General features: G+C 59.5%; 20 protein-coding genes. 6 read left to right on the top strand and 14 right to left on the bottom strand.

Annotation, left to right across the window (positions count from 1 at the left end; all coding sequences use genetic code 11):
- From FHT84_RS13320 to FHT84_RS13280, 9 genes are all read right to left on the bottom strand, one after another.
- The gene (locus tag FHT84_RS13320; protein ID WP_112340451.1) at positions 1 to 729 is read right to left on the bottom strand and encodes an ABC transporter ATP-binding protein; all 729 of its coding nucleotides are present in this window, start codon (positions 727 to 729) and stop codon (positions 1 to 3) included.
- Positions 729 to 1601 carry an ABC transporter ATP-binding protein gene (locus tag FHT84_RS13315; RefSeq protein WP_112340452.1) on the bottom strand — a complete coding sequence of 291 codons (873 nt, stop codon included), beginning with the start codon at positions 1599 to 1601 and terminating at the stop codon, positions 729 to 731. The genes FHT84_RS13320 and FHT84_RS13315 overlap by 1 nt, the downstream gene beginning before the upstream one ends.
- Positions 1601 to 3025, bottom strand: coding sequence for a high-affinity branched-chain amino acid ABC transporter permease LivM (gene livM, locus FHT84_RS13310; protein WP_112340453.1), 1425 nt, complete (start codon positions 3023 to 3025; stop codon positions 1601 to 1603). The genes FHT84_RS13315 and livM overlap by 1 nt, the downstream gene beginning before the upstream one ends.
- 4 nt (positions 3026 to 3029) lie before the next feature.
- Entirely contained in the window at positions 3030 to 3932 is a 903-nt protein-coding gene (locus tag FHT84_RS13305) for a branched-chain amino acid ABC transporter permease (RefSeq protein ID WP_112340454.1), read from the bottom strand.
- A 309-nt stretch (positions 3933 to 4241) separates the two neighbouring features.
- Entirely contained in the window at positions 4242 to 6668 is a 2427-nt protein-coding gene (locus tag FHT84_RS13300) for an FAD-dependent oxidoreductase (RefSeq protein ID WP_112340455.1), read from the bottom strand.
- Between the two features lie 217 nt (positions 6669 to 6885).
- Positions 6886 to 7440, bottom strand: a complete 555-nt coding sequence (locus FHT84_RS13295; RefSeq protein WP_113250539.1) for a sarcosine oxidase subunit gamma family protein — start codon at positions 7438 to 7440, stop codon at positions 6886 to 6888.
- Between the two features lie 7 nt (positions 7441 to 7447).
- Positions 7448 to 10405 (bottom strand): sarcosine oxidase subunit alpha family protein, encoded by a 2958-nt coding sequence (locus FHT84_RS13290; RefSeq protein WP_112340457.1) that lies wholly within the window; start codon positions 10403 to 10405, stop codon positions 7448 to 7450.
- Positions 10402 to 10677: a sarcosine oxidase subunit delta gene (locus FHT84_RS13285; protein WP_112340458.1), complete on the bottom strand. Its 276-nt coding sequence runs from the start codon at positions 10675 to 10677 to the stop codon at positions 10402 to 10404. The genes FHT84_RS13290 and FHT84_RS13285 overlap by 4 nt, the downstream gene beginning before the upstream one ends.
- Positions 10678 to 10690: 13 nt before the next feature.
- Positions 10691 to 11944 carry a sarcosine oxidase subunit beta family protein gene (locus FHT84_RS13280; protein WP_112340567.1) on the bottom strand — a complete coding sequence of 418 codons (1254 nt, stop codon included), beginning with the start codon at positions 11942 to 11944 and terminating at the stop codon, positions 10691 to 10693.
- 327 nt (positions 11945 to 12271) lie between these two features.
- Here FHT84_RS13280 and cysQ point away from each other — a divergent pair, with 327 nt between their 5' ends.
- From cysQ to FHT84_RS13265, 3 genes are all read left to right on the top strand, one after another.
- A complete protein-coding gene (gene cysQ, locus FHT84_RS13275; protein WP_112340459.1) occupies positions 12272 to 13066 on the top strand; it encodes a 3'(2'),5'-bisphosphate nucleotidase CysQ in 795 nt (264 codons plus the stop codon).
- A 301-nt stretch (positions 13067 to 13367) separates the two neighbouring features.
- Positions 13368 to 13643, top strand: coding sequence for a DUF1153 domain-containing protein (locus tag FHT84_RS13270; protein ID WP_004107124.1), 276 nt, complete (start codon positions 13368 to 13370; stop codon positions 13641 to 13643).
- 237 nt (positions 13644 to 13880) lie between these two features.
- Entirely contained in the window at positions 13881 to 14162 is a 282-nt protein-coding gene (locus tag FHT84_RS13265; RefSeq protein ID WP_112340460.1) for a GNAT family N-acetyltransferase, read from the top strand.
- A gap of 233 nt (positions 14163 to 14395) precedes the next feature.
- Here FHT84_RS13265 and FHT84_RS13260 read toward each other — a convergent pair whose 3' ends face one another.
- The gene (locus FHT84_RS13260) at positions 14396 to 14752 is read right to left on the bottom strand and encodes a flagellar export protein FliJ (protein ID WP_112340461.1); all 357 of its coding nucleotides are present in this window, start codon (positions 14750 to 14752) and stop codon (positions 14396 to 14398) included.
- Positions 14753 to 15193: 441 nt separating this feature from the next.
- Here FHT84_RS13260 and ctrA point away from each other — a divergent pair, with 441 nt between their 5' ends.
- Positions 15194 to 15895, top strand: a complete 702-nt coding sequence (gene ctrA, locus FHT84_RS13255; RefSeq protein WP_069611718.1) for a cell cycle two-component system response regulator CtrA — start codon at positions 15194 to 15196, stop codon at positions 15893 to 15895.
- Positions 15896 to 16030: 135 nt separating this feature from the next.
- Here the strand turns inward: ctrA and FHT84_RS13250 are convergent, their stop codons facing one another.
- Complete coding sequence (locus FHT84_RS13250; RefSeq protein ID WP_183762904.1) at positions 16031 to 16393, bottom strand: response regulator; 363 nt, start codon at positions 16391 to 16393, stop codon at positions 16031 to 16033.
- Between the two features lie 203 nt (positions 16394 to 16596).
- Positions 16597 to 17244 (bottom strand): histidine phosphotransferase family protein, encoded by a 648-nt coding sequence (locus FHT84_RS13245; protein ID WP_112340463.1) that lies wholly within the window; start codon positions 17242 to 17244, stop codon positions 16597 to 16599.
- 304 nt (positions 17245 to 17548) lie between these two features.
- On the opposite strand from FHT84_RS13245, the gene FHT84_RS13240 reads away from it, so the two are divergent.
- Both FHT84_RS13240 and FHT84_RS13235 read left to right on the top strand, forming a co-directional pair.
- Positions 17549 to 18160 (top strand): EipA family protein, encoded by a 612-nt coding sequence (locus FHT84_RS13240; protein ID WP_112340568.1) that lies wholly within the window; start codon positions 17549 to 17551, stop codon positions 18158 to 18160.
- Positions 18161 to 18344: 184 nt separating this feature from the next.
- Positions 18345 to 19553, top strand: coding sequence for a hypothetical protein (locus FHT84_RS13235; protein WP_183762901.1), 1209 nt, complete (start codon positions 18345 to 18347; stop codon positions 19551 to 19553).
- A 9-nt stretch (positions 19554 to 19562) separates the two neighbouring features.
- Here the strand turns inward: FHT84_RS13235 and FHT84_RS13230 are convergent, their stop codons facing one another.
- On the bottom strand, positions 19563 to 20393 hold the full coding sequence (locus FHT84_RS13230) for an RNA methyltransferase (RefSeq protein WP_183762898.1): 831 nt from the start codon (positions 20391 to 20393) through the stop codon (positions 19563 to 19565).
- Positions 20394 to 20403: 10 nt separating this feature from the next.
- Complete coding sequence (locus FHT84_RS13225; RefSeq protein ID WP_112340466.1) at positions 20404 to 20781, bottom strand: hypothetical protein; 378 nt, start codon at positions 20779 to 20781, stop codon at positions 20404 to 20406.
- Between the last annotated feature and the right edge of the window lie 4 nt (positions 20782 to 20785).

Raw genomic sequence — 20785 nt, 5'->3', positions numbered from 1 at the left:
TCAATGATGTCCGCCTTCGAGATAGGCGGCGCGCACTTCCGGATTGGCGAGCAGTTCCTTGCCCGAACCGCTCATCGTCACACGGCCGTTGACCATCACATAAGCGCGGTCGGATAGCTTGAGCGCCGCAAAGGCATTCTGCTCGACAAGAAAAACCGTCAGCCCCTGGGTCCGGTTCAAGACCTTGATAGCCTCGAAGATGCCCTTGACGATCAAAGGCGCAAGACCGAGCGACGGCTCGTCCAGCAACAGCAGCTTGGGACGCGCCATCAGCGCGCGGCCGATCGACAGCATCTGCTGCTCGCCGCCCGAGAGCGTACCGCCGCGCTGCGACTGGCGCTCCTTGAGGCGCGGAAACAGCGTGAAGATCTTCTCGACGTCCTCGTTGAAATGCTTGAGCTTGTCGAGGCTCGCGCCCATCTGCAGGTTTTCATAGACCGTCATGCGCGGAAAGATGCGCCGGCCTTCAGGCGACTGGGCGATGCGAAGCCGCGCGATCTCGTGCGTCGGCATGTGGGTGATATCGCGGCCGTCGAAGGTGACCGATCCGGTTCGGGCCTGCGGGCTGCCGCAGATCGTCATCATCAGCGTCGATTTGCCGGCACCGTTGGCACCGATCAGACTGACGATCTCACCGCTGTTGACTTCGATATCGACACCGGCAAGCGCGCGGATATTGCCGTAGTAGGTTTCGACACCCGCGACCTTCAGAAGTGGTTGCCCCGCCATCAATTTTCACCCTCTTGGAGGTGTTCGACTTCGGCAATCACCTCTTCCACTTCCTCATCCTCGACACCCAGATAGGCAGCGATCACCCTCGGATCGTTCTTGACCTCATCCGGCGTACCGTCGGCGATCTTCTGTCCGTATTCGAGCACGATGACATGGTCGGAGATTTCCATGACCACAGACATGTCGTGTTCGATCAGCAGGATCGACGTGCCGGTATCCTTGCGGATGCTGCGCAGGAATTCATTCAGAACCAGGGATTCGCGAGGGTTGAGACCGGCCGCCGGCTCGTCGAGGCAGAGCAGCTCGGGGCCTGTGCACATGGCGCGGGCAATTTCCAGACGGCGCTGAGCACCGTAGGAGAGATCACCAGCGGGATCGTCGGCGCGGTCTATGAGATCGGCTTTCTCAAGCCAGAAGCGCGCGAGCTCGATCGCATTCTTCGCTTCGCTGCGATACCGGCCGATCCCGAGAAGACCGAGGATCGTGTAACCGGAGGCGCGCATCAGCTTGTTGTGCTGCGCCACCAGCAGGTTCTCGAGCACTGTCAGGCCCGAGAACAGGCGGATATTCTGGAAAGTGCGCGCCACCTTGGCCTCGCGCGTGATCCGAAAATCCGGAAGCCGTTCCAGGAGATATTCCTTGCCGGTTTTTTGATGCAGGCTGATCATGCCCATCGTCGGCTTGTAGAAGCCGGTGATGCAGTTGAACACCGTGGTCTTGCCGGCGCCGTTAGGGCCGATCAGTGCCGTGATGTCGCCGCGCTTCGCCTCGAAGGAGAAGTCGTTGATCGCCATCAGGCCGCCGAACTTCATCGACAGGTGATCGACCTTCAGCAGGATGTCGTCGGGGGTTGCGGTCACAGCGTTCATCAGCCGTGGCCCTCCTTGGTGAAGCTGCCGGAGATCGCTTTTCGCTCCTTGAGGAAAGCGGTCGGCTCACGCGTGCCGACAAAGCCGCGCGGCTTGAAGATCATCACGACCACCATGGCAAGGCCAAAGATCAGCATGCGGTAGAGTTCCGGTGTGAAGTCCGGGCCGAAGCCGGGAATGATCGTCGTATCGCCGAAGACCAGCCCGGTCTTTAGGAAGCTCATGTTGCGCAGCAATTCGGTGCCGCCAACCATGGCGATCGCAGCAATCGCGATGCCCTTCAGCGATCCCATGCCGCCGAGAACGACGATGGCGAGGATCACGGCGGATTCGAGAAAGACGAAGGATTCCGGCGAGACGAAGCCCTGACGCGCGGCGAAGAAGGAGCCGGCAAAACCGCCGAACATCGCGCCGGTTGCGAAAGCCGTGAGCTTCGTCGTCACCGTATTGATGCCGAGCGAGCGGCAGGCGATTTCATCTTCGCGTAGCGCTTCCCACGCACGTCCGATCGGCATGCGGCGCAGCCTGATGGTGACATAAGCGGTCAGCATGCAGAGCAACAGGATGACGTAGAACAGGAAGATCTTGTACCAGGCCGACGAGATCGGCAGGCCAAAGCTACGGACGAAGTTGTGCGGATCCTTCATATCGAAGGTGTAGAAGCCAAAGAACGATGCCTTGGTGATGTTGGAGATGCCGAAGCTTCCCTGCGTCACGTCGGTCCAGTTGGTCAGCACGATGCGGATGATTTCGCCGAAGGCCAGCGTGACGATCGCCAGATAGTCACCTCGCAGACGCAGGACCGGAAAGCCCAGGATCATACCCCAAAGCGCTGCAAGAAGGCCCGATATCGGCAGAAGCAGCCAGAAGGACAGACCGAAATGCATCGACAACAGCGCGTAGGAATAGGCACCGACCGCGTAGAAGGCGACATAACCGAGGTCGAGCAAGCCGGCGAGGCCGACAACGATATTCAGGCCCCAGGCGAGCATAACATAGATGAGGATCTGAATGCCGAAATTGTCGACATAGGTCAGCGATCCCTGCGGGCCTAAGATCGCCACCGCCGCCAACGGATAGATGAGCAGGAGGACGAGCGCGATCTTATTGAAATGCCTGGTGGCGAAGCTGGGTTCGCCCTCCACCTCAACGACCTTGGCCTTGGCGGCCTTTCGCGCGGCCAGATAAGGCTGAACGAAGACCGTCATGATAAAGCGACCGACGGCAGCGATTGCAACGATGATCGCCAGAAGGCCCCAGCGCTGCACGATGATCAGCTTGTTGTCCATGTTCTGTTCGGTCTTGAGACCGATGTAGAGAACGAACATGCCGAAAGCGATCAGCGCGGTCCAGAAGGCGTCCGTAATCCCTTTCTGGACAAGGCCGGGTGCGGTCTTGCCTGCAACGAAGTTTGAATGTGCCATGGCGTTATACCTTTTCGACTTCCGGCCGGCCGAGAATACCCGTCGGCTTGAAGATCAGCACGTAGGCCAGGATGCCGTATGTTGCGACGTCCTTGTACGCGATAGCGAAATTGCCCGACCAGAACGACTCGATAAGACCGATCATCAACCCGCCGAGGACTGCGCCCGGCAGCGAGCCAATGCCGCCGAGAACCGCGGCGGTGAAGGCCTTGACGCCCGGCACGAAGCCGTCCGAAAAGTTGGCGACGCCATAATACATCAGATACATCGTGCCGGCGACGGCAGCCAATGCCGCACCCATGATGAAGGTCACGGAGATGGTGCGGTCGACATTGATGCCGAGCAGAGCCGCCATCTTGCGATCCTGCTCGGTGGCGCGCTGGGCGCGGCCAAGCGCCGTCTTGTTGACCAGATACCAGAAGGCGGCAAGCAGCACGACCGTGATGATGTAGATGACGATCTGCTTCAGCGACACCGAGACGCCGCCGAAATTATAGACATCGCCCACAAGCGTCGGGATCGGCTTGTTGCGCGGACCCTGAGCGACCTGGATGAAGTTCGACAGCACGATCGACATGCCGATTGCCGTGATCAGCGGCGCAAGGCGGAAAGAACCGCGCAGCGGACGATAAGCTACACGCTCGATCACCCAGTTCCACAGGCTCGTCATCAGCATCGCGACGATGAGCATGACGAGCAGCATGATCGCCACCGGCAGGCCGGCGAAGAGCGAAACGAGGACCAGATAGGCGATGAGAGCGGCAAAGCCGCCAAGCATGAAAACATCACCGTGGGCAAAATTGATCATGCCGATGATGCCGTAAACCATGGTGTAGCCAATGGCGATCAGGCCGTAGATCGACCCGAGAGTCAGCCCGTTTAAGAGCTGCTGGATAAAATAATCCATATATCATTTCCCCTGGATGCGGCGTCAGCCCACCGCATCTCTTATTGCTTTTTTAGGTTCCTTCGCGAAGGCCCGTGGCCGCGATTCCATACTGTTTTCGAAGGAAATGTGAAGCCAAAAAGGCAAGAAATTGACAAATTCTTTTCAAATCGCTGTGGGCTGACGCGAATCCGACCAAAAATGACACAAAAGCGGCAGCTCGTGGCTCAAAAACAGCCAAAACGACCGAACTTCGAATCTTCGCTGAAAAGCTTTTATCAGCGACAGACCCTATCTCGGGCCTGCCGTCCTTGCGCTCGACGATATCTGTCAGGCGCGCATGCGTGCGCCATCGGCATCGAACAGAGGTTCAGCCTGCAAGCTCGCCGGCAGAAGCTCGCCGAGCAATTCAATTGACCACCCCTGCGCCTCGTCGGCGATGTCCTTCGGCACATAGCCGACGGCAACCGAAAGCCCGGAGGCGTGGGCGTAGCCGCCCGACGTAACCCAGCCGCAGACGGCGCCATTGTGATAGATCGGCTCGTCGCCGATGACATCGGCGTCCTTTGCCGAGAGAATGAAGCTACGCAGCCGCAGCACCCCGCCTTCCGCTTTCTCCTTGGATGCAGCCGCCTTGCCAATGAAATCGGCCTCCTTGGACAAGGCCACGAAGCGGTTCAGTCCCGCTTCCAGCGGCCCGTAAAGCGGACGATATTCACGCGCCCAGCTGCCATAGGATTTGTCGAGACGAAGCGCGTTCAATGCCCTCAGACCAAAGAGCCGGATGCCGAATTCGGCCCCCTCCTCCATCAGGAGGTCGAAGATGTAGCGCTGATATTCCGGTTTCATCCAGATCTCATAACCGAGATCGCCGGTGTAGGAGACCCGGCCGACGATCGCCGGCGCCATGCCGAGATCCATGCGGCGGATCGACATGAAGGGAAACTCTGCGGTGGAGAGGTCCTGATGGGTCAGCTTCTGCATGAGCTTGCGGGCATTCGGACCGGCGACCGACAGGCCAAGCAGCGAAAGGCCGAGAGCCTGCAATTCGACCGAGCCATCCTTCGGCAGCAGGCTTTCGAACCAACGCATATGATAGGCCTCGGCAATGCCGGAGCCGATGAGAAGGAAATCCCCCTCGCCCAGTTTCGCCAGGGTGAAATCGCCGATCAGCTTGCCGTCATGCTTCAGCATCGGAGCCAGCGTCATGCGGCCGATGGCGGGAATGCGGCAGGTGAGCAGCGTATCGAGGAAGGCTTCCGCGCCCGGCCCCTTGACCGAATATTTGGCAAAGCCCGAAGTTTCCATCAGGCCAACGCTCTCGCGCACGGCCTTCGCTTCGGCGCCGACGACATCGAAGTCGTTGGAACGGCGCCATGAGAATTGGTCGACCTCACCCTTCGGCGCGAACCACAGCGCCTGCTCGAGACCGTAATAAGCGCCGAAGACGCCGCCGGCCTGCTGCAGTATGTCGTAGATCGGCGTCGTCAGCAGCGGACGCGCCGCCGGCAGCTCCTCGTTGGGATAGCGGATCGAGAAGCGACGGGCATAATTCTCGCGTACCTTGGCATTCGTATAGGCGAGCGTCGCGTAGTCGCCATAGCGGGAAACATCCATGGCGAAGACATCGAAGCCCGGATCGCCGTAGATCATCCAGTTGGCGAGCGCGAGACCCACACCGCCGCCCTGGCTGAAGCCGGCCATGACGGCACAGGCCGACCAATAGTTCCTCAAGCCGCGCACCGGCCCGACGAGCGGATTACCATCGGGCGAGAAGGTGAAGGGTCCGTTGATGATCCGCTTGATGCCGGCATTGTTGAAGGCCGGGAAATGGCGGAAGCCGACTTCCAGTTCCGGGGTGATGCGCTCGATATCCTCGGCCAGCAACTCGTGGCCGAAATCCCACGGCGTCGTCACCGGCGACCATGGACGGCAGGCCTTTTCATAGGTGCCCATCAGCATGCCCTGCCGCTCCTGGCGCAGATAGATCTCGCCGTCGAAGTCGACACAATGCATCAGCTCCTTGCCCGTCGTCTTGTTGAAGTCGATGACCTCGGGCATGTCCTCGGTGATGAGATACATATGCTCCATGGCGAGCACCGGCAGCTCCAGCCCCACCATGCGGCCGACTTCGCGCGCCCAGAGACCGGCGGCATTGACGACATGCTCGGCGATGATCTCGCCCTGGTTGGTGATGACGCGCCAGGAGCCATCCTCGCGCTGCACCAGCTCCTCCACCTTGGTATGGAGATAGATTTCAGCGCCGTTCTTCTTGGCCGAACGGGCATAGGCATGAGTTGTGCCATAGGGATCGAGGTGGCCTTCGACGGGATCGTAAAGCGCGCCGACGAACTGATCGGGATCAAGGAGCGGCATCATGTCGTGCGCTTCCTTCGGCGTCAGCAGCGTCGCCTCCAAACCGTTGTAGCGGCCCTTGGCGAGAATGGATTTCAGCCAGTCGAAGCGCTGCGGCGTGGCCGCCAGCATCAGGCCGGACGTCAGATGCAACCCGATATCCTGGCCCGAATATTCCTCGATCTCCTTATAGAGTTCGACCGTATATTTCTGCAGCTTGGCGACGTTCGGATCGCCATTGATCGTATGCATGCCGCCGGCGGCATGCCAAGTCGAGCCGGATGTCAGTTCGGAGCGTTCGAGCAGCACCACATCCGTCCAGCCGAATTTCGTCAGGTGGTAGAGCACCGAACATCCGACGACACCGCCACCGATGACGACGACCTTGGCATGGCTTTTCATTGGGAATCCCCTGTTTTCGGCACGAAGCCGCCGGGTGTCTTCCCGCGCGACCGACCGTATTTGAGAGGAAACCTAGAGGCTATCCGGAAGGCCAAATAGCCCGAACTGCGAAACCGATATGTCTGTTTGCGCCATCGCAATTGTTCGGATCGCGCCATCTGCTATCGGCAACGGAATCCGGCTGCAAGCCATTCCATGTCCGGCGACATAAGGTTTTTCAATCGGCGAAACCGGCCGTCAGCGCGAACTCCCGCCCCATTTCCATGATCTCTTCGAAGACGCTGCCGGCATAGGAGCGCGGCACGATGATTTCGAAGCGATCGAGGCCGGTGCGCGCGACATTGGCGCCGACATGGCAGCACAGCATGCTCGCTGACTGTCCCTCGGCAAAGACCTGCGGATGCAGATCGACAGCCACGCATTTGGCAAGGATTCGGCGAACGCTGGGACCGGAAATGCGCAGCAGCACACGGCCATCGCTCTGCTCGAAGAAGGAAAGCCGGGCCGGATCGAGCTTGAAGAGATCCCGCGCCACACTATCGGCGCCAAGCGCCTCCGACACGACAAGCCATTCCCTCGGTCCGACGTTGCGAACAGATACGTCCTTGATCGCCTTCAAGCTCGCCAAGACATCATCCTGATCCCCGGCCTTGCCAAGCACCGAGAAGATCACCGGACGACGCAGCACAGCGAGATGATTCGGATTTGCGGCCGCCTCGAAGCCCGAAATATGATCTTCCAGCACGTGCCTGTTCTGAAACGCGACGCTCATCAATCCATCACCCCAAAAGTTTCTTGTTGTCGGGATCGACAAAGACCGGACTGCAGATTTCCGCCCCCACTTCCTCGCCGCGCAATCCGTCCCAGACGATCACATGCTCGCCAATCCGCTCCCGGCCCGACTTCAGGAAAGCGAGCGCGATGGAATGACCGAGCGTCGGCGAGAAACAGGCCGAGGAGACATGACCCTGATCGTTCACGGTCGATGGCCGTGCGCCTTCCTTCAAAAGATGCGCGCCGGCGTGAATTTCCTTCGTGGTATCGAGAGGCTTCAGGCCCACGAGTTGCCCGCGATCGGCGGCCGTCAGACCAAAGCGGGTCGAGAGCCTCTTGCCGATGAAATCCGGCTTCTGCGCCGCCATCATCCGTCCGAGCCCGACATCGTCAGGTGTGGTGCGGCCATCCAGTTCATTATGGGTGACATGACCCTTCTCGATACGCAGCACGTTGAGGGCTTCGACGCCATAGGGGCAGATGCCATGCACCTTGCCGGCCTCCATGATGGCATCGGCAACCGCCTCGCCGTAGCCGGCCGGCACCGCCAGTTCATAGGCGAGCTCACCCGAGAAGGAAATGCGGAACAGGCGCGCCCTGAGCCCACCCTTCAGCATGATTTCGGCTGCCGCAAGGAAGGGGAAGAACGCGTCGGAAATATCGTCTTCCACGATCTGCTCCAGCACCAGCCGCGCCTTCGGGCCGGCAATCGCCATCTGCGCCCATTGATCGGACGAGGACACGAAGCAAACGTCGAGCTGCGGCCAAAGCGTTTGAGCGCAGAATTCCATATGCGTCATCACCTCACCGGCCATCGCCGTCGTGGTCGTCATGAAAAAGTGGTCGGGCGTCAGCCGACTCGTCGTGCCATCATCGAAGACCATACCGTCTTCGCGCAGCATCAAACCATAGCGCGCCTTGCCGATCGGCAGCTTGAGGAAGGCGTTGGAGTAGAGCCGGTTGAGGAACTCCGCCGCATCCTTGCCGAAGATCTCGATCTTGCCGAGCGTCGACACATCGCAAAGCCCGACATTGTTACGGACATTCAGCACCTCGCGGTCGACGCTGTCGCGCCAGCCCTTCTCGCCCGGCCGGGCAAACCAGGACGAGCGATACCAGAGACCAGCCTCGACGAAGGCCGCGCCATTCTTCTTCGCCCAGCCATGCAGCGGCGATTCCCTGATCGGCTGCGCATGCTTGTCGCGCGCGGTTCCCGCCAGTGCGCCAAAGGATACCGGCGTATAGAACGGCCGGAATGTCGTGGTGCCGACGGCGGCCGGGCTGACACCGCGCATGCCGGCGATGATGCCGGCGGCGTTGACATTGCCGAGCTTGCCCTGGTCCGTTGCCATGCCGCTGGTCGTATAACGCTTGGCATGCTCCACATGACCGAAGCCTTCACGCAAAGCGAGGCCCAGATCCTTGCTGTGGACGTCATTCTGGAAGTCGACGAATGCCTTGTCCTTGGCACCCGGCACATGCCAGATCGCGGCGAAGGATGGATCATACTCACCCTCCACTTCGGGCAAGTCAGCCGCATAAGCCGTGCGGCCCAGGTTTTCGACAATCTTCCGTGCCTTGTCCGCGCCGTCGGCAAGACAGCCGGAAACGCTCTCGATACCCGCAGCCGAACCGGCAATCTCCAGCTCTCCAGAAACGATTGGCGCCATGAAGGCCTGCTTCTCGTCCGACCAGACCGGCTTGGCGCCGCGCTGGCACGCAAGATGGATGATCGGCGACCAACCGCCCGACATTGCCAGTGCATCGCAGGCGATCAGCTCATCCAGCCCACCGCGATCGGCGATGACGCCGCTGATGCGATATTTGCCTTTGGTCGCGTGGACGCTTGCCGTATGAACCACGCGCACGCCCTGAGGAGCAGCATCCGCCGATGCGGCACGCGTGTCGAGGATTGCCGAAATCTCGACGCCTGCAGCGGCGAGATCGGCCGCAGTTCGGTAGCCGGAACCGCCATTGGTGAAAACCGCCACCTTCTGCCCGGCAACGACGCCATAACGGTTGAGGTAGCTGCGCATGGCGCCGGCCATCATCACGCCCGGGCGATCATTACCGCCGAACACCAGCGGCCGTTCTTCCGCACCCGAGGCGAGGATGGCGCGCTTGGCGGCGATGCGCCAGAGCCGCTCGATCGGCAGGTCGGGCGATGGCATCGCTACATGCTTCTGTACCTTCTCGACCGCGCCGAAGACATTGCCGTCATACCAGCCGAACACGGTGGTCCGCGGCATCAAGGTCACGTTATCGAAGCTCTGCAGCTCCTCAAGCGTTGCCTGCACGAACACGTCAGCAGAAGCGCCGCCGATCGTCAGCTTTTCCGACAATAGCGAGCCGCCGAGCCGAAAGCCTTCGTCGGCCAATACCACGCGCAAGCCCGCGCGGGCAGCGGTCAGAGCCGCCATGAGCCCCGCCGGACCGGAGCCGATCACAAGCAGGTCGCAATGCGCCCAGGCCTTCTCGTAACGGTCCGGATCGGCCTGCATGACCGCCTTGCCGAGGCCGGCAGCGCGACGGATCAGCGGCTCATAGACCTTTTCCCATAAGGCGGCCGGCCACATGAAGGTCTTGTAGTAGAAGCCGGCGCCGAGGAAGGGCGAGAACAAGCCATTGATCGCGCCAAAATCATACTTCAGCGACGGCCAGCGGTTCTGGCTCACTGCACTCATGCCCTGATAGAGCTCAGCGACGGTCGCGCGCGTATTCGGCTCGGTGCGGCCATCCTTGCCGATGGTGACGAGCGCATTCGGCTCGGCCGAGCCTGCGGTCAGAACACCACGCGGCCGATGGTATTTGAAGCTGCGCCCGACCAGCATCTGATCGTTGGCAAGCAAGGCGGCGGCGAGTGTATCGCCTTCCAGACCCTTCATTTCCTTGCCGTCGAATTGGAAGGAAAGCGGGCGGCTCCGATTGACGAGCCCGCCTGTCGACAGTCGATAGGCCGTCATCGTGCCGCCTCCCTCGCCTTGTCCTCGGCATCGGTAACGGAAAAGACCTCGTGCGTGACATTGCTGCGCTCGACGACCAGCCAGCGGCGACATCCCGCGCTATGATGCCAGTACTCTTGAATCCGGCCGCGCTCGTTGTCGCGGACAAAGACATAGCGGTTCCAGTCTTCATCCGGTGCAGTCGGCGCCGGGCGAACGACGGATGCGCCGCGAATGGAGAATTCTTCCTTGGGTCGCACGCCGCAATGCGGGCAGATGATCAAGCTTGCCATTGGTATTGTGCCCTCAATGCAGGTTCGGCTGCGGACCCTTGCCGCCTTCGTCGATCGCAAAGCCGCGCTCGAAACGGTCGAGGCGCAGAAGGCGGCTGACATCGTGGCTCTCGCCCTTGGCGATCAGATGCGCGAAGCAAAAGCCCGAGGCGGGCGTCGCTTTGAAGCCGCCATAGTTCCAGCCGCAATTCAGATAAAGATTTTCGATGGGCGTGCGATCGATGATCGGCGAACCGTCCATGCTCATGTCCATGACGCCGCCCCAGGTGCGCAGCACGCGGACGCGCGACAGGCCGGGGATAAGCGCCACCCCCTCCTCCATGGTATGCTCGACGGTCGCAAGATTGCCGCGCTGCGCATAGGAGCTGTAGTAGTCGATATCGGCGCCGAAGACCAAGCCGCCCTTGTCGGACTGGGATATATAGAAGTGTCCTGCGCCATAGGTGATGACATTGTCGATAACAGGCTTCAGCCCCTCGGAAACGAAGGCTTGCAGCACATGCGTTTCGATCGGCAATTCCAGATCGGCCATATTGCCGAGGATCGATGTATGGCCGGCGGCCGCGAGCGCCAGCTTGTTGCAGCCGATGAAGCCACGGTTCGTTTCCACCCCTGTCACTGCACCACCCTCGTCGCGGCGGATGCCGATTACTTCGCATTGCTGGATGAGATCGACGCCGCGGCTGTCGGCGCCACGCGCATAACCCCAGGCGACCGCATCGTGCCGCGCCGTGCCGCCGCGCCGCTGCAGGAGGCCACCAAGAATCGGAAAGCGGGCATGATCGAAGTTCAGATAGGGCATCATCCGGCGGACCTGCTCGCGATTGAGCAATTCGGCATCGACGCCGTGCATGCGCATGGCATTGCCGCGCCGGGCATAGGCATCGCGCTGGCCATCGGAATGGAACAGATTGACGATGCCGCGCTGGGACACCATGGCATTATAGTTGAAATCCTGCTCAAGCCCTTCCCAGAGCTTCATCGAGAACTCGTAGAAAGGCTCGTTACCGGGCAGCAGATAGTTGGAGCGGATGATCGTCGTGTTACGCCCGACATTGCCGGAACCGATATAGCTCTTTTCCAGCACTGCGACATTGGTAATGCCGAATTCCTTGGCGAGATAATAGGCCGTCGCCAAGCCATGTCCGCCACCGCCAACGATGATCACGTCATAATGTGGTTTCGGCTCCGGCGTCCGCCACAGCGGCTGCCAATGGCGATTGCCTGAAAACGCCTGTTTTAGAAGCTGATAAGCCGAATAACGCATGCATTCATCCCGATCACGACCCGGCCGCACATTCGCACATGCAATAAAAACGACAAGTCCCGAAAGGACGAAAAAGCTTCGCAAACAGAACAAGATCTTTTCCGAATGCGCAGTGACGGGCACGGTCTGCTCTCGGAAGAATACATTGCCAAGCTGCCGAAAAGCCCGCCCACTCGGAAAGCCACACGGGGCGCTGTTGCTAAACCTTTGCTTACACGTTAAGGCGAAGGAAGGGGCATCGGAAGTCTAAACTTCGCAATCGCAACTTCTTATATATAATGTCCGGAGAGTTCAGGCGCGGACTGTGCGCGGAAGACGAAGAAGCAGATGCTTGCAACATTCGAAAAGGCGGCGCTCGAGGCAGGAAAGGCCATTCTGGAGGTCTATCGTGCCGGCTATTCCGTTGCCTTGAAGCAGGACTTGAGCCCCGTCACGCTGGCGGACGAACGCGCCGAAAACATCATTCTCCGGCACCTCGAACGCGATTTTCCCCATATCCCCGCCATTGCCGAGGAGCAGGTTGCCGCCGGCAAGATTCCGGACGTACGCGGCCGCGCCTTCTTTCTGGTCGACCCGCTCGATGGCACCCGGGAATTCATCGAGCATCGTGACGAGTTCACCGTCAACATCGCCTATATCGAGGATGGTATTCCCCTCATCGGCATCGTCTATGCCCCGGCACTTGGTGTCGCCTTTACCGGTGAACCCGGCAGAGCCCGCAAGCTGATCGTCGACGAGCAATTTTCCGTTGCCGACCGCCTGACCATCGCCGTGCGCGAACCACCCGCCAAACTGACCGCGCTAGCCAGCCGCTGCAACAGCAATGCGAAAACCGAAGGCTTTTTGACGGACAATGCGGTTTCCGGCTGCACATCGATCGGTTCGTCGCTGAAATTCTGCCTGCTCGCCGAGGGTAAGGCCGATGTCTATCCACGTTTCGGCCGGACCATGGAATGGGATACGGCAGCCGGCGATGCCGTGTTGAGGGCGGCGGGCGGCATGACGGTAACCGTCGAAGGCGGCCTTCTGACATACGGCAAGACCGATCAGAGTGAGGATTGCGACTTCGCCAATCCGCACTTCATCTGCTGGGGTGGACAGAAGCAAGGCGTGTCGGCGTAAGTTTATTTTTGCAAGTAAAAACAATTCTTGCACCTGCTCCCGAGCCGCAGAGCAGCAAATCAGCTACCGAAATTTCGGCCCTAAAGCGTAAGTTTTCACTGACGAAAAATCATAGAGTGAATACGATTCACCCTGAAATAACAGGGACTTTCAGGTGTTTTGCTCAGGCGAAACATACGCAAATCACCTCTCCGCCACATTGATTAAATTTATTAGCAAAGTCTTACCATGTGCTTAGGCAATTTTTAAATGTGGCAAGATAGAGTGCCTCTCGTGGTCTTGAGTGTGTGTAGAGAGTCCAATGACCGAAATGATACGTCCCCGAGTGAAGTATGTCATCGGCCCCGATGGCAGCCCGCTGACGATAGCAGACCTTCCGCCGCCGAATACGCGCCGCTGGGTCATTCGTCGTAAGGCAGAGGTTGTCGCCGCCGTGCGTGGTGGTCTGCTCAGCTTGGAAGAAGCCTGCGAACGTTATACGTTGACCGTCGAAGAGTTCCTCTCCTGGCAGTCGTCCATCAATACCCATGGCCTTGCCGGCCTCCGGACGACCCGCATACAGCAGTATCGCCACTGACAGCAGCGACAGCACCACCTTAATTTGCTTTTGTGTTCGGGCCTCTTTCCAGCAAAGAGGCCCGAATTATTTGTCGCACTGCTCTCTGAGAATGTAGCGCGCTTGGCAGCAAAGGGCTTGGCTCGGCGTTTTTCGACACCAATTTAAACGGAGACGATCCGTTAACAATCTCGATGGTTGGCATACGTCGGAGCACATGCAATCCTCGTCATCTGCAACGCGTTAAGGGAAAAAATCATGGATATCCGCAACGAAAACAATGCATCCGGCGGGCGGTATGTCGCGACCGTCGAAGGCCACGAGGCAGAAATGACGTTTTCCCGCACCTCCCCCAAGCTGATCATCATCGACCATACCGGTGTGCCGGATGCCCTGCGCGGCAAGGGTGTCGGCCAGGCTCTGGCCCTTCACGCCGTCGAGGAAGCACGCCGCGGCGGCTGGAAGATCATTCCGCTCTGCCCCTTCTTCAAGGCGCAGTCGCAACGCCATGATGACTGGCGCGACGTCGTCAATCTCTAAGCGCGGCGGCAGCAGGAACCGTGCGCACACTCACGTAATGCTTCATGCGCATATTAATCCGTCCAGATAGACGGATTACTTTTCAAAATGCAAAAGCTGCGCATGGCCGGCCCCGTCACGGCCAGTCATGCGCAGCTTTCATGCGCCCTTCGTAAATCGCCCGCATTGCGAAGATTACCCTCATATCGGGATGAAGCTAAACCCGATCCCGAAAGGGGCGCGAACTTGCGTTGTCAGGCGCGTGCCCGCGCCGAACCCAAACCATCACGCTCCTCGAGCGCGGCAGCCTTGGCATATTCCGCCTGCATTTCCTCGAGCGAACTTTCCAGCGTTTCTTCCTGAACCTGCAGCTCACGGATCGACACCTGCAGATTGTCCGCGCGCTGGCGGGCCGCCTTGGCAAAAGTCGGGTAAGCAAAGTGGTTAGGATCGGAAATGCCGGACTTCTTCTCTTCCAGCACGATCTGGCTTTCCAGTTCCTTCGTCATGCGGTCAAATTCCGCCATCATCATCTGCAGTTGCTGCAGTTGACGGCGTTTTTCGTTCACCTGAAACTCTTTCAGGCGAACAAGGCTCTCACGTGACTTCATACGCATTACTCCCGTGATGCGAGACCCCGGCTCTCGATATTCCCGCCCGCCGAACCGCTTTGAGACGGCTTGGTTAAAAAAATTTCCAGCGATCTTAATAAAAGCCTACCGCTGGTAACCTTTCGTTTACGGGCATCGTTAATGATAGGCGCAATGATTTAAGGCTCGGTAAATGTTGCGGTCGGATTTCGACATGTTGTCATTGATGAGTCGGATGAATCACTTGGCGTGAGTTCTTAATGCGATACTTTAGGAGAAGGTTTTACTGATTGTCGTTGGAAAACAGTGCAATGGAAAAATTATTTAATAAATTCGATACGACTTGCCAGAGTGAATCAGAATTTGTTAACCATTGCATGGCAGCTTCCAAATCAACCAGTGATTTGATCGGTATCGCGTAAGGGGGCTGACGACCTTTCGGCGGCGGTAAAGGGGACAATTATGCGGGTTCTACTCATTGAAGACGACAGCGCGACAGCGCAGAGCATCGAATTGATGCTCAAATCCGAAAGTTTCAACGTCTATACCACCGATCTCGGTGAGGAAGGCGTCGATCTCGGAAAGCTTTACGACTACGACATCATTCTTCTCGATCTCAACCTTCCTGACATGTCCGGCTACGAAGTGCTGCGCACCCTGCGCCTTTCGAAGGTCAAGACGCCGATCCTGATCCTCTCCGGCATGGCCGGCATCGAGGACAAGGTTCGCGGACTCGGCTTCGGCGCCGACGACTACATGACCAAGCCCTTCCACAAGGACGAGCTGGTCGCCCGCATTCACGCCATCGTCCGCCGTTCCAAGGGCCATGCCCAGTCGGTGATCATGACCGGCGAGCTCATCGTCAACCTCGACGCCAAGACCGTCGAAGTCGGCGGCCAGCGCGTGCATCTGACCGGCAAGGAATACCAGATGCTGGAGCTGCTCTCGCTGCGCAAGGGCACGACACTCACCAAGGAAATGTTCCTCAACCATCTCTATGGCGGCATGGACGAGCCGGAACTGAAGATCATCGACGTCTTCATCTGCAAGCTCCGCAAGAAGCTGGCCAACGCCGCCGGCGGCGCCAACTATATCGAAACCGTTTGGGGCCGCGGCTATGTGCTGCGCGAGCCCGACAGCAGCGATTTCGCCGAAAGCGCCTGAGCCAAACCTGCCTTTACCGCCGATACACGGAAATCCCGCCTCCTCAGGCGGGATTTTTTTTGGCGCTGCAATGGAGCGCAAAAGAACAGCCGCCTCGAAGGACGGCTATCGCTGCTTGATATGCCTCGTTAAAATTTACGCGGCCGCGGCACGATTGCCGAAGATGGCCGTCAGGATCTTGCGATCGAATGGTTTCAGCAGAAAATCGGTGGCGCCCGCGCGCTTTCCGGCCATCAGCTTGCGAAGGTCAGCCTCGATGACGCAGTAGTAGATCTTCACGTCCTTGCCATTGGGCATTGCCCGGATGCTGGCGATGAGCTCGAGCGCCCCTTCCATGCCGGCATCCACGATCAGATAATCAGGCATTTCGGCTTGGCAGCGCATCAGCGCCTCACGTGCATCGCCGGCTTCGCTCACGAGAAAATCCAGCTCGGACAGGATTCGTTTGCCGACCTTCCGTACGACATCCGATGTATCCGTTATCATGAACCGCTGCATCTATGAGCTCCCTGGCATCAGCCGCCATCATCCAATGCCGGCTTCAAATTGAAACGATAGGAGCAGCAAGCTAAGGATTCGTTACCGCTACATGATCAATTGAGCGGACAACCCCAAGATTGCACAGAATTTTCAATGCACGAAAAAATAAACCCGCCGCCGATGCTCGACCGCGGGTGAAAGACACCGGTGAACCGATCCGTTTATTGTGCTGCCATGGACGCCACGAAGGTCAATTCCTCCGGCGTCGCATTGTAGGAAAGCTCCATGCCGCTCTCTTCGGCAAGAAGAACCGTGTAGTAAGGCTGGATCGAATGTGCATCGATCGCCTCCTCCAGGGTACCCGAGCAGATTTCGGCAAATTTCGGTGGCACGCGCATCAGCCGCCCCTTCACGGTGATCGTGAACTTGGCGTCGAATTCCGGATTTTCGAGCGTCACGTCAATATTGCCACCGCGCGGAATGGCGCCATAGGCAACGAGGAAGAGATTGAGCAGCAGCTTGACGCGATTCTTGGCGATGATGGCGCGCGGGCCGATCCAGTTGACCTCGGTCTTCTTCTCGGCAGCGGCGAAATCCTTGGCCGCCCGCTCCGCTTCGCCCGTGTCGATCGAGGCCCCGACCGAGCCCGAAGCGCCGAAGGCAAGGCGCGCGAATTTCAGGCGGACGGAAGCGTTGAGCGCGCTTGTGCGGATCAGATCCATGGCATCGGCGTCAGCACCACCCTCGTCGAGCAGCTCCAGGCCATTGTTGATCGCCCCGACCGGAGAGATCACATCATGGCAGACGCGGCTGCATAGCAGTGCGGCCAGATCCGGTCCGGTCAAAGTGAGATTCGGGTTCTTCGACATTCATTGTCTCCTGAATGCTGGCAAGGCAAAATGCAGTCGAGTCCACGTTGCCACGGTAAGGTTGCCCGAGGGTTGTCGCAGCCAGTGTACCGCGCGCCATAATGACACCATATTTGGTAAACCGATTGTTAAGACCATCGACGCAAAATGCACTCATCACCATCAGACTTTTTCGCACGCGAATCGGCCTGCGATAGATGGGCGGAATGGTCTGAATATGGGGGCGTGCCATGCGTGGCGCATTCAGCCGAATGCGTTGCTTATTCGTCCCCGTTGCACCGACCATGATGAACGGATGACTTTCATGCGCTATGAACTCCTCAAGAGAATGCCAAGCCCCGGCACCAGGACGCTCGGCCTCGGCCTGATCCTGGCCATTGTCGCATTCGTGAGCTTCGCCTTGCCGGTCCGCCAGGCTTCTGCCGCGCCCACCAATCAGTATTCGGCGCAGGAAATCGTCGATGCCGGCCATTCTTTCTTCGGTTCCACCAGCGGCGGCCTCGCCAAGGTGGTCGAGCGGGCCTTCCAGCAATATGGCTTGCCGAATGGCTATATTCTCGGCCAGGAGGGTTCTGGGGCGTTCCTCGCCGGCCTGACCTACGGCGAGGGCCAGCTCAACACCAAGAACGCCGGCGAGCATCCGCTCTACTGGCAGGGTCCGTCGCTCGGTTTCGATTATGGCGGCCAGGGCACCCGGGTCATGATGCTGGTCTACGACCTGCCGAGCATTGACAGCGTCTATACGCGCTTTGGCGGCGTCAGCGGCCAGGCTTTCGTGGTTGCCGGCTTCGGCATGACCGTGCTGAAGAACAACAACATCGTCCTCGTGCCGATCCGCACTGGCCTTGGCGCCCGCCTTGGCGTCAACCTCGGCTATCTGAAGGTTACGTCCAGCCCGACCTGGAATCCTTTCTGATCCCGGGCCTCATATGGTCTCCCAGGCGCCCAGCCTTGGCCCGCGCAAATCGCGGGCCTTTTCTTTCCGTAAATTCGTCCTCGTGCCGATAAACCATATCCGCGTTAAACGCTTGCCCGCATGGCTAACCCATGATTAATCATTTTATCGAGATCGAACATAACTCCAGGATACTGGCCGCGTCGTGATTCAATTTGCTCTCTTGTTCGGATTGGGCTTTCTGACGGCCGCTCTTCTGGTCTTTCTCACCGCGCCGGCAATCCATAGCCGCATCGTCTGGTTCACCGAAAAGCGCCTGAAGGCGACCATGCCGCTGAGCCCTCAGGAAGTGCGCGCGCAGAAGGATATGGCGCGCGCCCTCTTTGCGGCCGAAAACGCCAGAACCGAACACGCCCTGAGCCAGGAGCGCGACAAGACCGTTGCCCTGCAGATCCATAATGGCAAGCTTCAGCAGGAAGCGAGCCGCCTCTCCGCCGGAAACGCGGAGCTGCAGACACGCATCGACGATCTGGAAGCGGAAGCGGGTGAACTGCGCTCCCGCCTGAGGCAAGAGGAGAGCTATATCAGCCAGCTCAAATCGGGCATCCATGCTGCCGAGCAGGCCAGTGCCGAAAAAGAAGCCGATATCGACGGGTTGCGCAAGCGGATGACGAAGATGGCCGCCGACACGGACAATCTCAAGATCGATCTCGCAACGCGCGAAACCGAAATCGAAAGCCTGAAGCTGCGCATCAATACATTGCGGGACGAGCGTGATACGCTGCGCCAGGAGCTGAGCGCGGCAAACCTGCGCGCTGCGGATGCCGCACAGGCGCTGCGGCAGGAAAGCGACAAGAACAAGCGGCTCGAGGAGCGCCTCAATCGCGAGATCGCCGGCAGCGCCGACAAGGAAACCGCGATCGAGCGGCAGGCTCAGGATGTCATCCGACTGAGGGAGCGGCTCGAAACCGCCGTCAGGGAATCCAAGGAGGCCGGCAAGGCGTTGCGCGCCGCCGGTCTAACGCCACCGAAAAAGCCGGCAAGAACGCCGAAACTTTCAGCCGCCGCGGTGATCGCGACCGCCGATGATCAGGCAAAATCTGCAGAACCGCCGCAAATGGCAGAACCGGAACGGACAGTGGAAGACGAGATCGCCGAAATGACGGAAGAGGTCCGCAACCGGGCTACGGCTCTTTCGGACCGTTTGGCAAAGACCCGCTCGCCCGCGCATGACGACGCCATGCGCGAGGAGATCGCGAAGATCGCTGCCAATATGGTGGCGCTGACGGCGCTGAAGGAGGGCGATAGCTCTCCGATCTTCGATCTCCTGCCGAAGGATAGAGAACCCGCCGAGCCGGGTGCGCGCCTCAGCCTTGCCGATCGCGTCGCGGCCATGCTGCCGAAGCATCCCTGACCGCCCCGTTCAGATGCGGCCGTGCTTCGCTGCCATCTCGTAAAGTGCGATGCCGCTGGCCGTCGCGACGTTGAGACTGTCCAGCCCCGGCGCCTGCGGAATGCGCACGCTGTCGAAGGCGGACAGGATACTCTCCGGCAAACCGTCCCCTTCCGTGCCGACGACAAGCGCCATGCGCTCCGAAGCCGTGACGTCGCGAATATCGACCGCCCCGCGCGGCGAGAGGCTCCAGATCGCAAAGCCATGCTCGGCCAGCGCCGCAAGCAGCTCCACGCTGCACGATTGCCGGCGGTAGGGCACGGTCAGGATCGAACCGACCGAAACCCGCAGCGCCTTGCGATAGAGCGGATCGCAGCAGCTCTCGTCGAGCAGTACCGCAGCCGCGCCGAAGGCTGCCGCATTGCGGAACATCGAACCCATATTGTCGTGATTGGAAATGCCGCAGCCGACGAGCACGAGCGCGTGCTTCGGGAGGCGATCGAGAAGGCCGCTCATCCCGTCTTCCACCGTTCTGCGTCCAATTGCCAGAACACCGCGATGGAGATGGAAACCGACAATGCCGTCGAGCACCTCGGCTTCGGCGACATAGATCGGGACATCCGACGGGAAGGTGTCGATGATGTCGCTTAGGCCGGCAACGCGGTTCTTGAGGAGCAGCACCTTTTCGGCGGTGAAATCGCCACCCGCCGAATGAGCGCTGGCAAGAAGCCGCAGCACGACAGTGCCTTCCGCAACAAAGCGGTTCTCGCGACCTGTCAGATCGCGCTCGCGGATATTGCGGAATTCGGCGATACGCGGATCGTCGGGATGCGTGATCTCGATGAGCCGCTCACTCGCCATCGTCAGGCCGTCAGTTGGACAGCGATACGGTCGCCACGATGCGACCGATACCGTAGTCGAAGACGATGGCTTGGCGCTGGCCGCCGGCAAGCGTGCCGTAGAACAGGATCTGGTTGCCCGACAGCGCCGTGGACTGCACCGTAAAGCCCGCCGGCAGCAGTGCCGTCACCGCAACCGGGGCATCGGACGGAATGCCGGACGCCGCCTGCCCTGCGGGCTTGGCCGCTGGCTTCATCGTCTTGTAGACAACCGCACCGAAGACAGCCATAAGGCTCACCACCATGACGGCCGCAGAGACGATCTGCAGGCGGATCATCTTGCGTCGGACTTTCTCCAGGGCCGGATCGAGGGGTTTTTCCTCTTGATCGTCTGGCTCGAGATTCGTCATCGAT

This window comes from Rhizobium sp. BK289, from assembly GCF_014193575.1.
GTDB lineage: Bacteria > Pseudomonadota > Alphaproteobacteria > Rhizobiales > Rhizobiaceae > Rhizobium > Rhizobium tropici_C.
Note: the sequence above shows the minus strand (reverse complement) of the source record. Positions and strands in the feature narration are given on the sequence as shown.

Bases quoted from the DNA above. Each gene is read 5' to 3' on its own strand.
- FHT84_RS13225 (WP_112340466.1), bottom strand. From the start codon at position 20,781: ATGACGAATCTCGAGCCAGACGATCAAGAGGAAAAACCCCTCGATCCG.
- FHT84_RS13290 (WP_112340457.1), bottom strand. From the start codon at position 10,405: ATGACGGCCTATCGACTGTCGACAGGCGGGCTCGTCAATCGGAGCCGC.
- FHT84_RS13305 (WP_112340454.1), bottom strand. From the start codon at position 3,932: ATGGATTATTTTATCCAGCAGCTCTTAAACGGGCTGACTCTCGGGTCG.
- FHT84_RS13320 (WP_112340451.1), bottom strand. From the start codon at position 729: ATGGCGGGGCAACCACTTCTGAAGGTCGCGGGTGTCGAAACCTACTAC.
- ctrA (WP_069611718.1), top strand. From the start codon at position 15,194: ATGCGGGTTCTACTCATTGAAGACGACAGCGCGACAGCGCAGAGCATC.
- FHT84_RS13285 (WP_112340458.1), bottom strand. From the start codon at position 10,677: ATGGCAAGCTTGATCATCTGCCCGCATTGCGGCGTGCGACCCAAGGAA.
- FHT84_RS13295 (WP_113250539.1), bottom strand. From the start codon at position 7,440: ATGAGCGTCGCGTTTCAGAACAGGCACGTGCTGGAAGATCATATTTCG.
- FHT84_RS13315 (WP_112340452.1), bottom strand. From the start codon at position 1,601: ATGAACGCTGTGACCGCAACCCCCGACGACATCCTGCTGAAGGTCGAT.
- FHT84_RS13250 (WP_183762904.1), bottom strand. From the start codon at position 16,393: ATGCAGCGGTTCATGATAACGGATACATCGGATGTCGTACGGAAGGTC.
- FHT84_RS13280 (WP_112340567.1), bottom strand. From the start codon at position 11,944: ATGCGTTATTCGGCTTATCAGCTTCTAAAACAGGCGTTTTCAGGCAAT.
- FHT84_RS13240 (WP_112340568.1), top strand. From the start codon at position 17,549: ATGCGCTATGAACTCCTCAAGAGAATGCCAAGCCCCGGCACCAGGACG.
- FHT84_RS13230 (WP_183762898.1), bottom strand. From the start codon at position 20,393: ATGGCGAGTGAGCGGCTCATCGAGATCACGCATCCCGACGATCCGCGT.
- FHT84_RS13260 (WP_112340461.1), bottom strand. From the start codon at position 14,752: ATGAAGTCACGTGAGAGCCTTGTTCGCCTGAAAGAGTTTCAGGTGAAC.
- cysQ (WP_112340459.1), top strand. From the start codon at position 12,272: ATGCTTGCAACATTCGAAAAGGCGGCGCTCGAGGCAGGAAAGGCCATT.
- FHT84_RS13270 (WP_004107124.1), top strand. From the start codon at position 13,368: ATGACCGAAATGATACGTCCCCGAGTGAAGTATGTCATCGGCCCCGAT.
- FHT84_RS13245 (WP_112340463.1), bottom strand. From the start codon at position 17,244: ATGTCGAAGAACCCGAATCTCACTTTGACCGGACCGGATCTGGCCGCA.
- FHT84_RS13265 (WP_112340460.1), top strand. From the start codon at position 13,881: ATGGATATCCGCAACGAAAACAATGCATCCGGCGGGCGGTATGTCGCG.
- FHT84_RS13300 (WP_112340455.1), bottom strand. From the start codon at position 6,668: ATGAAAAGCCATGCCAAGGTCGTCGTCATCGGTGGCGGTGTCGTCGGA.
- livM (WP_112340453.1), bottom strand. From the start codon at position 3,025: ATGGCACATTCAAACTTCGTTGCAGGCAAGACCGCACCCGGCCTTGTC.